The sequence below is a fragment of the Photorhabdus akhurstii genome (assembly GCF_019090985.1).
Classification (GTDB): domain Bacteria; phylum Pseudomonadota; class Gammaproteobacteria; order Enterobacterales; family Enterobacteriaceae; genus Photorhabdus; species Photorhabdus akhurstii.
Window position 1 is genome coordinate 3,546,116 of record NZ_CP020335.1, and the last position, 15,668, is coordinate 3,561,783.

Consider the following 15,668-nt stretch of genomic DNA (forward strand, 5'->3'; position numbering starts at 1 on the left):
TCCTTATACATTAAAGAGTGATAAAAAATGGTTTACTACCGCAGCAAACGCCACCGCGTTCGCTCGGTGAGCATTATGCCCAACATGTGGAATGGTTTGCAGCGGTAAGGCGCAATGTTTTGCCAATTGCTGGAATTTCTTATCATTTTCGCCACACAGATAAACAAAAGGCAACCTCAATTGTTGCAGTACAGGTACTAACCAAGGTTGATGTCCAAGTGAGGTATTTTCCAGCATATTAGCCACACCATCGCCATTATTATGACGGCGTATTTTGATCAGTTGCTGACGCTGTTCAGGTAATAGATCAGAAAAAACCGGCTGCTGATACCAATCAGATAAAACCTGTTCAATCGGCTGAGAACGAAAACGTCCGGCCCAATTTCTATCGTGTTCGAAACGATTATTGCGCTCCTGTTGGGAAAACAATCCAGGATTTCCTCCTTCGATCAGTAACCCACATAATCCCCGCATATCACCATAACAGGCATGATACATAGCAATACGGCCTCCTAATGAGTAGCCCATCAGCCAATATTTGCTAATTTGCTGTTCTGCCAATGTTTCAGATAAAAGACAACTCATATCCATAAGATCTTTTACCCGCACGTCAGTAGAATCACCGTGACCGGGCAGATCGATGACCAATGAGGGATGCTGAGCGCACAGATTCACTAACGGCAACCATTCATCACTACAGCCTAATAATCCATGCAACCACACCAACCAAGGGCGATCATTGTGACTATTGAACTTGCGACAAGCCAGACTCACAATATTGACACCTGTTTTAACAGTTGTTGCAAACATTCAGCCCCTTCTCTCTCCGGCACTTTCAGCTCAATCAGCGTGGTTTCATTTTGTTGCCATGCCTGTTCAATACTTTGTTGCAACTCTATCCAACTTTGTGGGCTGGCATATTTCAAGCCGAACATCGCCGCAGCATGATCAAAATCAACCTGCTGAGGCATACAGTAAAAACGTTGCCTTGCTTCTTCCGGGGTTGGTAGTAAAGAGAAAATCTGTCCGCCGTTATTATTTACCACGATTAACACAATGGGTGAGGAAGGATGACGCAACAGTGCCAAGCTATTGAGATCATAAAGCGCCGATAAATCACCGATAATAGCCAAAGTGGGCTTTGCTGTTGCCCGTTGCACACCCGCCGCAGTGGAAATTAATCCATCAATGCCGCTAGCGCCCCGGTTACTGTAAACCGGATACCCAGCCGGTAATTGCCCCAGCGCATCTATCAAACGAATAATCAGGCTGTTACCGACAAACAACTGCCCTCGTTCAGGCAGTAATTCACGCAATCGATAGGCCACAGTTGCTTCACCGAATTTCCCTGCCAACTCTATTCTGACGCAGTTAACGGCTTTTTCTGACCAGACAATAAGCTCTTCTGCCCACGATGTATGCAATTGCGCCCACGGTATACGCGACTGCGCGGGATGAGCCAGTAACCAGTCAGCAATATGACAGGTTAATTTTTTGCCACGATGATTGGCAGGATCAAGCCGGCCTGGTATTGGATCAATAATCCAAAACTCCTGCGGCTGGCATTTCGCCTGCCACTGTAACAAGCGTTTCCCTATCAAGCTGGAACCAAACTGCACGACCAGTTGCGCTTGCGCTAAAATCTCCTGCACATGAGGATTATCCAGCCATAAATCGGCACAAGGCAATGGCTGCCCAGTTTGTGAAAGCACATTGCCAATCAGCGGCCAACCCAATGCCTTTGCCCATTTAGCAACATTAACTCCCTCTTCGGCACTCATTCGACCAGCCAATACAATGCCTTTTTTCTGTTGCCAACAGTGCCAATCCGGTACTTCCGCCACAACATTAGCCACTGGCTGGCTTAACCAAGGTTCGTTGCTCTTCCACCACTCGCCTAACTGCTGCTGCCACTCACCATAAGCAGGCTCTTCATTACCATATAACGGCTCAGCAAATGGGCAATTAATATGCAAAGCCCCGTGCCGCAAATTCGCCATACCATGATCTATGACAGAAACCAGCCAACTTGCCGGTATATCTACAGTCGGCCTTGGCAAAGAGATTGTTTGGCATGGATAAGAAGCAAAAATACCATTCTGACGGATAGCCTGATTCGCGCCACAATCCATCAATTCTGGCGGCCGATCAGCCGTAAGGAAAACCACGCGTTCACCCGTTAAACTGGCTTCAATTAATGAAGGATAGAGATTTGCCACCGCGGTTCCAGAAGTCACGATAACGGCAACCGGCTCTCTGCTTGCCTTGGATAACCCCAGAGCCAAGTGCCCTAATCCACGTTCGTCAAAATGAGTATGACAAATCAGTTTGTTATTTGACGCGGCAGCTATTGTCAAAGGCGTGGAACGTGAACCGGGTGCAATGCAAACATGACGTAATCCATGACGAGTAAGTGCTTCCAATAAAAGTTCCGCCCAGCGGCGGTTAAATGCGCTGTTTGACATAGTTTACTCAGAGAATTTCTATAAAAGCTGACTATTAGCCTAACGGCACAAATAATTATTTCTTTATCCTAGTTCAATGAATTGCCACTTAATCGGAGATTATTTTCATTCAACTATTCACCTTTCAGTAAAGTGCGCAGCCCGGCAGCTTTATTCTCTATCTCTATCCACTCCTGTTGTGGATCAGAACCCATCACAATCCCGGCACCGGCATATAGAGAAAGTAAATTGTTGTTAATTTCTGCGCAACGCAGGGAAACCGCAAACTCACTCTGTTCACAGGAAAGATATCCTGCGGAACCCGCATACCAATCACGACTGAATGGTTCGCTATCACCAATAAAATCACGCGCCGCTTCACGAGGTAATCCAGCAACAGCCGCCGTTGGTTGTAAACGATGCAAGCAATCACTATCACGATCACTCTCTAACTTTCCCTGAATCCGACGCCGTAAATGCTGGACTTTTCGCAAACGAATCACATCTGGCGGAGCCACATCGACAGAAACCACAGCACCTTGAAGACGCTGGCAAATATCATCAACAACGAGCAAGTTTTCATGTTGATTTTTTTTATCTTCCAGCAACCATTGCCCCAATTTTTCGGCGTGCTGAGTATTATCAGAATTGGCAACCGTCCCCGCTAGCGCCTCTGTATAAAGTTGAGTCTGCTTACGGTAGTAAAGCCGTTCTGGCGAAGACGCCAAAAATGCCTCATGCCGATTAAACGCCAACATAAAATGATAACAACGGTGATTTATCTGGCGGCTCGCTGCCATAAATTGGGCAGCCGCTAAAGGCTCACTCAGTATTAACTGCGTCTTACGCGCCATCACAACCTTCTCCATCTTACGATGGGTGATAGTCTCCAAAGCCAGCTCAATCAAGTCACACCACCGGGCGCGTTCCGGTATATTCTCCGCATTCACTACCACTGCCTGTAACGCGGAGAATTCCCGGTGCGGAACTAACTGTTGCAGGAATTCCTGTGCATTTCTCACATCCTGTCGGCCAGCTATATTCAAATACAACCAGCTTTCGTCACGGTAGCGACGTAATTCGATACGGGGTAAAAACAGATAACCCGCGTCCCCTGCTTCGGATCGCGTAATACGAGCGGGTTGAATCCGATCCCAGGCATTCAGCCCCCAGATCCGTATCTGTGGAAATTGACGGTTTCTGTGCAAAAAATTTTCGGCTGAAACAATATCACTGAAAAGATAGATTTGCCCACAAGCAGCGACCTCTTCATGGCCCTCTCTGTGATGCCAATAGAACTGCGGATAATGAGACTGCGCTGCCAGCCATTCCAGCCAGTAAGCGCTGCAACCGGCTGGCAGAGGAAATGAAATCTGTTGGATACCAACTTCACTAATTTGTTTATTATTCAGTATGTTGCATACATTAGCGACAACATTAGCAATTTGATTCATCACTTCTGCCCCAAAAGACGTGATAAAAAGTAAGATTATACGGGGCATTAATAATAATTAAAGTCCTGATTATTTATGTAGTTATGCTCGTTCGATTCCGTTAGCAATATGCCATTATCCCATACTGAAACAAGCTACATCAGATGTTTTGTCCTTTAAATAAGGCATATTAAGTTCATTAGTATGATCAATTCTTTCGATGCAATTTATAAAAAAACGACTCTTTTACTTACTACGGAAAATTTACTAAATAAATAGCGTTATTATAAACCAAGAAATAAATATTTATTTTTCTAAAAAAATCTCGCTATAAAAAAACATATATTATTTTCACAATAGCCAAATAGAATTATAAAAACATCCACCTTATTTGTTAATTCTAACCTATTGTGTGAATAATTAACAATTTAATTGAAATATAGATCTAAAAATAACAAAAGACTTTATTCAATAACATCAGAAAAATAGGTTACGACCCCATTTTTTTTAAACATGCCATAAATGACAAATCAAAAAATATTTAACTCATTCTTTATAAAAAGACTATATTACCCACTTTTTAAATTAATAATGTGAAAATCACATAACCCCCACATCACAAACCAACACAACTAATTGTTTTAAAATGACTTTTATAAAACAACATTAAAATTTTTTATGTTTTTTACATTAACATCAATTAAAAAATGAAATTTAAAATCATATAAACAAGAAAAACAAAAGATTGTTTTCACATTTCATGACTAAAATAATAAAAATTCATATTATTTAATTCCATACATTAGATATACAAAAATCATAAACAATTTCATTTAAGATTAATAAAAACGACAAAAAATTATTTAATAAAACTCATAAATAAAACTATTTTTTCAACAATCAATCCCGAAAATATGTGTATTTTTAATTCGGATTATTCAATAAAAAATACAACATTAATTTAACAACATGAGTATTATGACTTTCGGTTGTGCCTTGATGTATCTAATAATTTTTCAATAAAGCAAGAACCATTAATGGAGAAATATATGTTATTAGCTCAACTTCCAGCGGAAAAAACACTGAACGAAACAGATATTCCCTCGGCTACCTTGCAATTACTGACTGGTAAACAAGAAGGTGTTGCCCGCCCCGGAGGAATATTTACCAAAGAAGACCTGATTAATATCAAACTGTATGTCAAGAAGGGCCTATCACTACCTTTTAATCTTGAGGAAGTGAAGAGCTATCTCGGCTACCAAAGAGTCAATATCGCTGGACTGGAACCAGAGGATATTCACACCTTGTTTGAAGAAATCCGCATCCATTCTCTTAGCTGGAGTGAAGTAGAAAAAGATGTTCTACAACAGAGCATTGACCTGGAAGTTATTGGTCAACAAATTACCGAAACCGGAGAGAATATACTCAGTATCATCAATGAGATGCCAATTATTGAACGCATCAAGAGAAGATTGGGAGATATCTCAAGAAGACAACTTTCCGAGATCACCTATACCTACGAAGATAGAGAAGTATCGTATGCTCTGGTAGAAATCCTCGACACCATGAAGAGCGATATTGAGAAACAGCGGCAAAAAACTGAAAAAGTCAAAAACGAAGTATCCGATTTCAAACTAAAACTGATTGGTGGCAGGCTGTCAAACGGCAGTATTGCTATGGGGTTGCAACCACAAGTTGAAAGTAAAAGAAAGCTGATGAAAGACAATAAAATGTCAGTCAGTATCGGAGATTTGGACGAAAAAATTATCGAAAAGAAAGCGGAAATCGACCAACTCAAGCAAGATTACAATAAATTCGTTGGCCTTGCTTTTTCTGGTATTGCCGGAGGGATTATAGGTCTCGCAATTACTGGCGGTATTTTTGGTTCTAAGGCAGAAGAAGTACGTAAACTAAAAAATGAGCTGATCGCAGAAGTACGCAGCCTGGAAGATAACATTAAGGGTAAGCGCGCCCTACAAAAATCCATTACCACTTTATCTCTTGATTTTAGCGACATTGATACCCGTTTGCTGGATGCAGAAGTGGCATTGAACCATTTGGATTACATGTGGCAATCCATGCTAACTCAAATCAATGCCTCTAGGGATAAATTCTCTCAGATTAACGACGCACTAAAACTGACCTCTTTCATCACTAAATTCCAGCAAGTGATAAGCCCTTGGAAAGAGGTAGAAGGCTCCGCTAAACAATTAGTCAGAGTTTTCGATGAGGCGTTGAAAGAATACAAAAATCGCTACAACTAATTGTTTCCTCTCGTATGACATAAGAAATAGAAAAAAGGAGTATTAGAATGAGTGAGATCATCACTTTTCCACAGCAGACTGTTGTTTACCCAGAAATTAACGTAAAAACCTTGAGTCAAGCAGTGAAAAATATCTGGCGGCTGTCACACCAGCAAAAGTCAGGCATTGAAATCATTCAGGAAAAAACACTACGGATAAGCTTATACAGCCGTGACCTCGACGAAGCAGCTCGTGCCTCTGTGCCTCAATTGCAAACTGTCCTGAGACAACTACCCCCTCAAGACTACTTCCTGACCCTCACTGAAATCGATACAGAACTGGAAGATCCCGAATTAGATGATGAAACTCGAAATACTCTTTTGGAAGCACGCTCAGAACATATCCGCAATCTAAAAAAAGATGTCAAAGGTGTTATTCGCAGCTTACGCAAAGAAGCGAACCTAATGGCAAGTAGGATTGCCGATGTAAGCAATGTCGTGATCTTAGAACGCCTGGAAAGTAGTCTGAAAGAGGAACAAGAACGAAAAGCAGAAATTCAGGCTGATATTGCTCAGCAAGAGAAAAATAAAGCCAAATTAGTTGTAGATCGCAACAAAATCATCGAAAGCCAGGACGTTATCCGTCAATACAATTTGGCTGACATGTTCAAAGACTATATTCCCAATATCAGCGATCTGGATAAACTGGATTTAGCCAATCCTAAAAAAGAACTGATCAAACAGGCAATTAAGCAAGGAGTTGAAATTGCTAAAAAGATTCTGGGTAATATTTCCAAAGGATTGAAATATATAGAATTGGCTGATGCCAGAGCCAAATTGGATGAACGAATCAATCAGATAAACAAAGATTGCGACGACCTGAAAATCCAATTAAAAGGAGTAGAACAACGGATTGCCGGTATAGAGGATGTGCACCAAATCGACAAGGAGAGAACCACATTACTACTTCAAGCAGCTAAATTAGAACAAGCATGGAATATATTTGCCAAACAATTACAGAACACCATAGATGGTAAAATCGACCAACAAGATCTAACCAAGATCATACACAAACAGTTGGATTTCCTTGATGATTTAGCATTGCAATATAACTCGATGCTACTGAGCTAAGCACTAAGAAGACTCTTTCTCTTATATAGGAGATAAAAAATAGGAGATAAAAACAACCCGGTAGGAATAAACCTTACCGGGTCAGGTTATTGACCAACCCATTTAAAAACATCCCCAAAGACATAAGCAAGGCCGCACGTCTGCTAGATTGGGAGCATAATATCATTACGCGAAAACTGAAAGATTTTCACAAATCTACCCTTCTAATAAGCATCAGTCCTGCATTATCGATTGTGTCACATGATCGATTGTATTGCATGATCGAGTGATGTTTTAATGCTCGTCACCATTTTTTCGATATAAATTAGGAGAATGTAAATGAGCAAGCTAATTCTGTCCTCTAATATGTTGTTGAAAGAGGAACAAACTGTTTCGTTGACCCAAGTAGACCTAACCAAAGAAGACCCATCTCTGCTGGAGTTGCTACAACAGCAAATTGAAGCCGAGGACAGTCTCACGCAACAGACCGGACCACGTTGGTATCGCTCTGGTTTAGGCCCTAAACCAACTCAAGGCGGAAAGTATATTTCTGGTACAACCTTAGCTCCCTTGAACGGACCGACGCCTTCAGGAATTGTGAACACCATTCAGTGTACTTATGACCGAATCAATTGGGCTGGCTGGCAAAATCAAATCACGCTGCGTCTTTTCATCACCACCCCGGATAATTCTGCTGCATGGGAAGCATTTCCGGATGTAGCCAGCGACTCAGCCACAATCAATGCCGCAGGAGCTAATGTTCCAGCAGACTGTAGGATTACCCTGCAAATGAAAGTCGGAAATATCACGGGCGGGTTGTATCAGCCGCCGTACATTTCATCCTATGACTGCTGGGTAAACTACAACTAACACGAACTGTTAAGGATGCGCCTTTGGATATGTGCCAAAGGTGCATTGCTAAATACGTTGTTTACTGTGAAAGATGTTATCCTGAATATATTCTTGAAGAAGTCAGATTGGATGCGATAATTAAAGAAATGGACTTTAATTTTAATGCCATTAATATATTTCTTACCCTCTTTGGTTTTAAGCCTAAAAATAAAATACAAGAAAAAGGAAAAACGAGAAAATCAGAGTATCGATTTAATGAAAATGGGTAAATTTAAATTACAGGCTCAAAATAGCTCAATAAAAACCACTCATTAAATGAATTTTTAATTGAAAAATAAGAAAACTCTCGGAATGAAAATCGCTTTACTCGATATCACCTTTTTAACCATATTCATTTTATCTTTTCACCTGCATTCCCCTTTAACAGCCTATTTACATCCATATTTAATTCGTTTATCGGCAATGTTATCCCCCACTTATTTTACATTTACCTAACCTGACATGACCATTTAAAATCACAAAAACAAAAATATTAAAGATCTCATATAAAAGACGGATTTAAATAACGTTTCATAATTCTGCTACACATGAGTTTCTTCAACCCATTGTTATACATAGAATTATGAGTAGTATAAGATGTAGCGCTATTTTGGAATCTTATTTAACTATAAGTGCATATTTTTAAAAACACGTTAATCAAACTTAATCCAATCCCATTAACTATTAATAGCAAATTGAAAAGAAATCAGCGAAAAAAGAATATTATCCGAAAAAACATAAAGGGGAATCTTTATACCATCAAGCTATTTATTGGTTGATTTATAAAAATAAAAGAAAGAGTGATAACTTATAAAAACTGTTCAAAATTGCCAATGAAACAGCATCAACAAAGATAAAAAGCAAGTATGATTAACGTTGATTAAACGTAAAACACAATATACCATGATGATTAAACTTAATAGAAATCAGGCAGTAAGAACAGTAAGAACAACGATTAAAACCAGAGGTTAAGAGTCTGTACATTATTCTGTGTAATTGCCACCTGATTATAAGTGACATAAGATGTATAACCATTTTGAAATCTCATTTATACCCCGTAAAAAAGGCAAATAAGAACATAAAATATTATTAAATGAATTTACTGATTTATTTAAACATCATTTAAATAGACATAGCTTTAAGAGAAAACCTAAAATCATATGACGAGACTATTTTAATAAATAAAATATTTTATTTTTATAGCCCAAGTCTTTTCAAAACTGACCCGGTAAGAATAATCTTACCGGGTTTTTATATTCCAAATAATCCGTAACAACTGACTGGCTATTTAGAGAATAATTTTCGCTTGCTGTATCACATCAATCAGCGGTTGAGGCCAGATACCTAGCGCTAATACCAATAATGCGGAAACCAGAACAACGATCCCGCCGGCAGTCGATGCCCAGTTCCTTGGTGTATCGCGGTTAAGGGCCTTTGGCGCAGGCAGATACAAACTGACCATCACCCGCAGGTAGTAATACAAACCGATAGCACTACCTACCACCACAGCCCCCGTCAGCCACCACAGTTCCGCTTTCACACCCAACACAATGACATAGAATTTACCAATAAAACCAAATGTCATTGGTATCCCCGCCAGCGACAACATCATCACCGTCATCACCGCAGACAGAATAGGTTTATGCCAAAACAGGCCACGATATGAGTAGAGGGAATCTGCATCCGGCCCTTTATATGGGCTGGACATGAGGCTAACAACGCCAAATGCGCCGATACTGCTAAACAAATAACCTGCCAGATAGATACCGACCGTCTCTTCTGAAAGCTGGTGATTCTGTACCGCCACCAGCGCCACCAACAAATAACCCAGGTGAGCAATAGAAGAGTAACCAAGCAGACGTTTGATATTTGTCTGGGTCAACGCCATCAAGTTACCGAACAGCATAGAAGCAATGGCAATAACGGTTAATACCGTGCGCAATGCTTCGCTATCCGCCATTGGCGCTTCAACAAACAAGCGCACCACTACTGCAAAAATCGCTATCTTACTGGCTGTTGCCAGGAAGGTAGAGACCGGAGCCGGCGCTCCCTGATAAACATCCGGTGTCCAGAGATGGAAAGGAACCAGTGATAATTTGAAGCCAAGGCCAACAACCAGCATACCCAAGCCTGACAGTATCAAAGGTTGATAGATATAGCTGTCAGACAAACGATGCCCCAATGCGGCAAAAGAGAGATCGCCTGATTCCGCATATAACAACGCTATACCAAATAGCATGAAAGAAGAGGCTGCCGCAGACAGCAGCATATACTTGATAGCCGCTTCCAGAGAGCGTTTCTGGCGATATGCATAACCAATCAAACCAAACAGCGGCAAAGTTAATAACTCAATACCGATAAACAATGATGCCAGGTGGTTTGCACAAGCCAGAAGAATCCCGCCTACTGTCGCAATTAGCACCAGCAAATAGAACTCTTCTTTGTTATCTGGATAGTTTTCTAACCAAGAATAGGCGAAAGTCGTCGTTGCCAAGCTCGCAACCAGCACGAGGCCAATATAGAGCATAGCATAGCGATCCACATGAACCAGTGGGGTGACATCCATCGCTTCTTGCTGTCCGACAAAATAGAGAGACAGCAAAGCTAGATTCAAACCTACCACGGTCAGAGTAGTGTTAATAAAGTGATCGCGTCGCCACGCAATGGACAGCATCACAACCACTACCGTCAATCCGACGATCAACAGCGGTAACAGCGCGATCAGTTGTTGAGGAGTTATTGTCATGGCGAATTACGGCCTTGTAGTTGAAATTGAAGCTGAATACCAGGTCTGGATGTTATCCATCGCTGCCGCTGAAGTATCAAGGATAGGTTGTGGGTAAAAACCCATCACCACCAGTAATATCAACAGCACCATTACAATGGATACTTCTCGCATATCCATCCGTCTTAGTGGTTCGTCTGATTTTGCCTCACCGTAGTAAGCACGCTGCATCATGTACAGGGCATAAACAGAAGCGAAAACCAGACCAAATACAGAAATCGTTATAATTAACGGAAATTCACTAAAACTACCAAACAGGATCATAAATTCACCGACGAAGTTACCGGTCCCCGGCATTCCCAGTGTCGCAACAGCAAAAGAGAGCGATAACGCAGGCAAGAACTGCACACGTTTCCACAAACCGCCCATGAGATTCATATCACGGGTATGTAAGCGTTCATAAAGTTGCCCACAGAGAATAAACATACCTGCGGCTGACAGACCATGAGCAATCATCTGAATAATTGCCCCCTGGTAAGCAAGCTGGCTGCCAGAATAGATCGCGATTAACACAAACCCCATATGAGAGATACTGGTATAAGCAATCAAGCGTTTGATATCTGTCTGGCTGAACGCCATCCATGCGCCATAGAAGATCCCAAGTACACCGAACCACATCGCAATCGGTGTGAACTCATGAGAAGCTTCCGGGAACAACGGCAAAGCAAAACGCAACAGACCATAACCTGCGGTTTTCAGCAAGATACCCGCCAGGTCAACAGAACCCGCGGTTGGCGCCTGACTGTGCGCGTCAGGCAACCACCCATGTAAAGGCACAACCGGCATTTTTACCGCAAACGCAATGAAGAAACCGAGCATCAGTAAGTATTGAACGGTATGTGACATTGGTGTATTCAGCAGTTCTTGATAGCTGAATGTCCACTCGCCTGTCCCGTTATAGTGAACCAATACCAATGCCATAATCGCAATTAACATCACCAAGCCACTCGCCTGAGTGTAAATGAAAAACTTGGTCGCCGCAGTGATACGAGTCTTACCGCCTGAGCCTCTGTGTCCCCACAGTGCAATCAGGAAGTACATCGGTACCAACATCATTTCCCAGAAGAAGAAGAACAGGAACATGTCGATAGCGAGGAACACCCCCATCACACCACCCAAGATCCACAGCAAGTTCAAGTGGAAAAAGCCCTGATATGGCTGATTTTCCGTCCATGAACAGAGAATAGCCATCAGCCCCAGTAGCGCGGTCAACACCACCATCAGCAGCGATAAGCCATCCAGAGCAAGGTGAATACTGATGCCAAAACGTGGGATCCACGGCATAAGAAATTCCTCTTGCCATTGAGGTATCCCTTGTGGATTAGCCAAGGTGTAGCCCCCCTGCAACCACAGTTGCAGAGAGAGTACCAGAGTCAACCCCATCGAAATTAACGCGATCCAACGCGGTACACGGGTACCGAAGCGTTCAGCCTGCCAACTCAACAGGCCACCGATGAAGGGCATAAGAATTAGCCAAGGTAATAGCATGGCGCAATGTATCCCTTAAATTAAACCAGTAGCAGCAGAGCTAAAACCAGCACTGCACCCAACCCCATAGAGGCAACGTACCAACGGACCTGTCCATTTTCACTCAGACTAAGACCTTTGTTACTCCAGCGTGATAACACCGCAGGAATATTCATCAGTGAATTTAGCGGATCGTTTCGTAATACATGCGTAATGTTCTTGAACGGCTTAACAAATACCCAGTCATAGAGAACATCAAAGCCCCAAGCATTAAACCACCACACGGAGAAGAAACGCCCCGGAGCACTTTTTGCCACACCATTCACCAACTGACGTTTACCCAGATACAGTGCCATTGCCAGCAAAATACCCGCCACAGCGATCACGCCAGAAACCACTTCCAGGGTCATTTTGCCTGTGTGATCCGTTGCATGGCTTCCCGGCAACACACCAGCCAATGGCGGCGCAATCAGTGCGCCCACAAAGGTGGAAAGCACCAGCAATACCAGTAACGGCAGGTGATGGGTAATACCTTTAACAGGATGGGCTTTTGTTTTCGCCTCACCGTGGAATACGATGAAAATCATGCGGAAGGTATACAAAGAAGTCATAAATGCCCCCGCCAAACCCGCCAGCATTAGGTTGATATGACCATGTGACATCGCTCCCCACAGAATTTCATCTTTACTGTAGAAACCGGCAGTGACGATTGGCAACGCTGATAACGCCGCGCCACCCACCAGGAAGCAGACATAAACCAACGGAATGGATTTACGCAATCCTCCCATTTTGAAAATATTCTGCTCATGATGACAGGCCAGAATGACGGAACCCGATGCCAGAAACAACAGCGCCTTAAAGAAAGCGTGAGTCATCAGGTGGAAGATTGCCGCATCCCATGCCTGAACCCCCAACGCCAGGAACATGTAGCCAATCTGGCTCATGGTTGAGTAAGCCAATACACGCTTAATATCGGTTTGCACTAACGCAGCAAAACCTGCCAACACCAACGTGATAGCGCCGATAGTGCCAACCAGTTGCAGGATTTCCGGCGCCATCAGGAATAGACCGTGGCTACGCGCGACCAAGTACACCCCGGCGGTTACCATCGTTGCCGCATGAATCAGCGCAGAAACCGGCGTCGGACCGGCCATCGCATCGGCCAACCAGGTTTGTAACGGCAACTGGGCTGATTTACCTACCGCTCCCCCCAATATCATCAGGGTTGCCCAAGTAATCACTGAAGAACCGGCTTCCAGATGCTGTGGAGCTAAAATCGCCAACTCGCGGAAGTTCAACGTTCCCAGATTGTCATACAGAATGAACATGCCGATAGCCAAGAAGACGTCACCCACACGGGTAACAACAAAGGCTTTCATTGCCGCGGCGCCATTCGCCGGGTTGGTATAGTAGAAGCCAATCAGCAGGTAACTGCACAGACCTACCCCTTCCCAACCGAGATACATCAGCATCATGTTATCTGCCAGAACCAGTATCACCATGCTAGCGATAAACAGGTTGGTATAAGCGAAGAAACGGGAATAACCCTCTTCACCACGCATATACCACGAGGCATACATATGGATCAGGAAACCAACGCCAGTCACCACACTCAACATGGTAAGGGATAAACCATCAAGCACCAGAGTAAACGGGATACTGAAATTCCCAACTTCCATCCAGTTCCACAGGTTCTGACTGTAAACCAGATCACCCGCACCATTCTGACTGTTGAAATCGATAGCAACCCATAAGGTAACCAACGCAGCCAAACCAACAGAACTAATCCCGATGGTAGCTGATGTATTTTCAGACCAGCGGCCACGGGAAAATGCCAACAGCAAAAATCCCAGCAGTGGCAGCAGAATTGTTAAATAGAGTAAGTTCATCCGCGCATCTCACTGACTGTATCAATATTCAGATTCTGGCGACGACGATAGAGCTGCAATAACAGCGCCAGGCCAATACTCGCCTCTGCCGCCGCCAAGCTGATAGCCAAAATAAACATCACTTGACCATCTGGCTGGCCCCAATAGCTGCCTACCACAACAAAAGCCAAAGCCGCAGCATTAATCATCACTTCGAGCCCAATTAACATAAACAACAGATTACGGCGAATGATGAGCCCGGTCAGGCCCAACACAAATAGAATAGCCGCCAAAATCAGTCCATGTTGAAGAGGTATCATGGTTGTTCCTCCGCATTTCGGTTGCTGAGCACTTCACCCTGTTTATGCTCACGGCCTATGTGATACGCCACCACCATACCGGCAAGTAATAGCAAAGAAGCCAGTTCAACGGCCAATACATACGGACCAAACAAACTGATACCCACTTCTTTAGCACTGATAACTTCGCCGGTAATATTGTCAGCGATATCGCCATGAGAAACATTGATAATGGTATACACCAGCACAACAAGCAGCACCGCTGACAGTATCCCCGGACCAATCCAGGTCCTCGGTTTCAACCAGACACGCTCTTGTTCAACAACAGATTTGCCAAGGTTAAGCATCATCACCACGAAAACAAACAGCACCATGATGGCCCCGGCGTAGACGATGATCTCCAGCGCACCGGCAAAATAAGCGCCAAGCGAAAAAAACACCGCTGAAAGCGCCAGCAGAGACACAATCAGATACAAAAGCGCGTGTATCGGATTGGTATGGGTAATCACCCTGATAGTTGCCAATATGGCAATCAACCCGGCAGTATAAAACGTAAATTCCATGAATATCGCTCCTTACGGCAACAGGCTTTTAACGTCGATAGGTTTCGCTTCATTGTCAGCTTCACCTTTCGATTTGCCGCCAATCGCCATACCTGTCTTACGGTAAAAGTTATAATCAGGATATTTACCCGGACCTGAAATCGTCAGGTCCTCTTTTTCATACACCAGATCCTGGCGCTTAAACTCCCCCATTTCGAAATCCGGCGTTAATTGGATCGCAGTCGTCGGGCAAGCTTCTTCACATAAGCCACAGAAAATACAACGTGAGAAGTTAACGCGGAAAAATTCTGGATACCAACGACCATCTTTATGTTCAGCTTTTTGCAGTGAAATACATCCCACCGGGCAAACCGCCGCACACAGGTTACAGGCAACACAACGCTCTTCACCGTCCGGATCGCGCGTTAGCACAATACGGCCACGGTAACGGGGCGGCAGATAAACCGGTTCCTCTGGATACATTTGGGTTTCGCGCTTATGAAAGGCATGCAAGCCAATCATCCAAATACTGCGTACCTGGGTGGCAAAACCAACCACTAACTCTTTTAATGTCATGGTTCATTCCC

Annotated in this window: 13 protein-coding genes; 4 read left to right on the forward strand and 9 right to left on the reverse strand. The window is 43.3% G+C overall.

Annotation, left to right across the window (positions count from 1 at the left end):
• Positions 1 to 3: 3 nt before the first annotated feature.
• From menH to menF, 3 genes are all read right to left on the reverse strand, one after another.
• Complete coding sequence (gene menH, locus B0X70_RS15550; RefSeq protein WP_418889071.1) at positions 4 to 777, reverse strand: 2-succinyl-6-hydroxy-2,4-cyclohexadiene-1-carboxylate synthase; 774 nt, start codon at positions 775 to 777, stop codon at positions 4 to 6.
• Complete coding sequence (gene menD / locus B0X70_RS15555; RefSeq protein WP_036811897.1) at positions 771 to 2,465, reverse strand: 2-succinyl-5-enolpyruvyl-6-hydroxy-3-cyclohexene-1-carboxylic-acid synthase; 1,695 nt, start codon at positions 2,463 to 2,465, stop codon at positions 771 to 773. Before menD ends, menH begins: the two co-directional genes overlap by 7 nt.
• A 113-nt stretch (positions 2,466 to 2,578) precedes the next feature.
• Complete coding sequence (gene menF / locus B0X70_RS15560) at positions 2,579 to 3,898, reverse strand: isochorismate synthase MenF (protein ID WP_217469756.1); 1,320 nt, start codon at positions 3,896 to 3,898, stop codon at positions 2,579 to 2,581.
• A gap of 1,016 nt (positions 3,899 to 4,914) precedes the next feature.
• Between menF and B0X70_RS15565 the strand changes: the two genes are divergently transcribed.
• The 4 genes from B0X70_RS15565 to B0X70_RS15580 all read left to right on the forward strand — a co-directional run bounded on the left by B0X70_RS15565 (position 4,915) and on the right by B0X70_RS15580 (position 8,350).
• Entirely contained in the window at positions 4,915 to 6,141 is a 1,227-nt protein-coding gene (locus tag B0X70_RS15565; RefSeq protein WP_217469757.1) for an alpha-xenorhabdolysin family binary toxin subunit A, read from the forward strand.
• A 47-nt stretch (positions 6,142 to 6,188) separates the two neighbouring features.
• Entirely contained in the window at positions 6,189 to 7,250 is a 1,062-nt protein-coding gene (locus tag B0X70_RS15570; RefSeq protein WP_217469758.1) for an alpha-xenorhabdolysin family binary toxin subunit B, read from the forward strand.
• Between the two features lie 318 nt (positions 7,251 to 7,568).
• On the forward strand, positions 7,569 to 8,099 hold the full coding sequence (locus B0X70_RS15575) for a hypothetical protein (protein WP_065389806.1): 531 nt from the start codon (positions 7,569 to 7,571) through the stop codon (positions 8,097 to 8,099).
• A gap of 23 nt (positions 8,100 to 8,122) precedes the next feature.
• Positions 8,123 to 8,350: a hypothetical protein gene (locus tag B0X70_RS15580; RefSeq protein ID WP_217469759.1), complete on the forward strand. Its 228-nt coding sequence runs from the start codon at positions 8,123 to 8,125 to the stop codon at positions 8,348 to 8,350.
• A 1,058-nt stretch (positions 8,351 to 9,408) separates the two neighbouring features.
• Here the strand turns inward: B0X70_RS15580 and nuoN are convergent.
• Genes nuoN through nuoI form a run of 6 tightly spaced genes read right to left on the reverse strand, consistent with a single transcriptional unit; the run spans position 9,409 to position 15,657 of the window.
• On the reverse strand, positions 9,409 to 10,866 hold the full coding sequence (nuoN, locus tag B0X70_RS15585; protein ID WP_036811909.1) for an NADH-quinone oxidoreductase subunit NuoN: 1,458 nt from the start codon (positions 10,864 to 10,866) through the stop codon (positions 9,409 to 9,411).
• Positions 10,867 to 10,872: 6 nt separating this feature from the next.
• Positions 10,873 to 12,393 carry an NADH-quinone oxidoreductase subunit M gene (gene nuoM / locus B0X70_RS15590; RefSeq protein WP_046395988.1) on the reverse strand — a complete coding sequence of 507 codons (1,521 nt, stop codon included), beginning with the start codon at positions 12,391 to 12,393 and terminating at the stop codon, positions 10,873 to 10,875.
• Between the two features lie 20 nt (positions 12,394 to 12,413).
• Positions 12,414 to 14,261: an NADH-quinone oxidoreductase subunit L gene (nuoL, locus tag B0X70_RS15595; protein WP_217469760.1), complete on the reverse strand. Its 1,848-nt coding sequence runs from the start codon at positions 14,259 to 14,261 to the stop codon at positions 12,414 to 12,416.
• Positions 14,258 to 14,560, reverse strand: coding sequence for an NADH-quinone oxidoreductase subunit NuoK (gene nuoK, locus B0X70_RS15600; protein WP_011147297.1), 303 nt, complete (start codon positions 14,558 to 14,560; stop codon positions 14,258 to 14,260). Before nuoK ends, nuoL begins: the two co-directional genes overlap by 4 nt.
• Positions 14,557 to 15,102, reverse strand: a complete 546-nt coding sequence (gene nuoJ / locus B0X70_RS15605) for an NADH-quinone oxidoreductase subunit J (protein ID WP_036781359.1) — start codon at positions 15,100 to 15,102, stop codon at positions 14,557 to 14,559. Before nuoJ ends, nuoK begins: the two co-directional genes overlap by 4 nt.
• 12 nt (positions 15,103 to 15,114) lie before the next feature.
• Positions 15,115 to 15,657 carry an NADH-quinone oxidoreductase subunit NuoI gene (nuoI, locus tag B0X70_RS15610; protein WP_036811918.1) on the reverse strand — a complete coding sequence of 181 codons (543 nt, stop codon included), beginning with the start codon at positions 15,655 to 15,657 and terminating at the stop codon, positions 15,115 to 15,117.
• Positions 15,658 to 15,668: the final 11 nt, after the last annotated feature.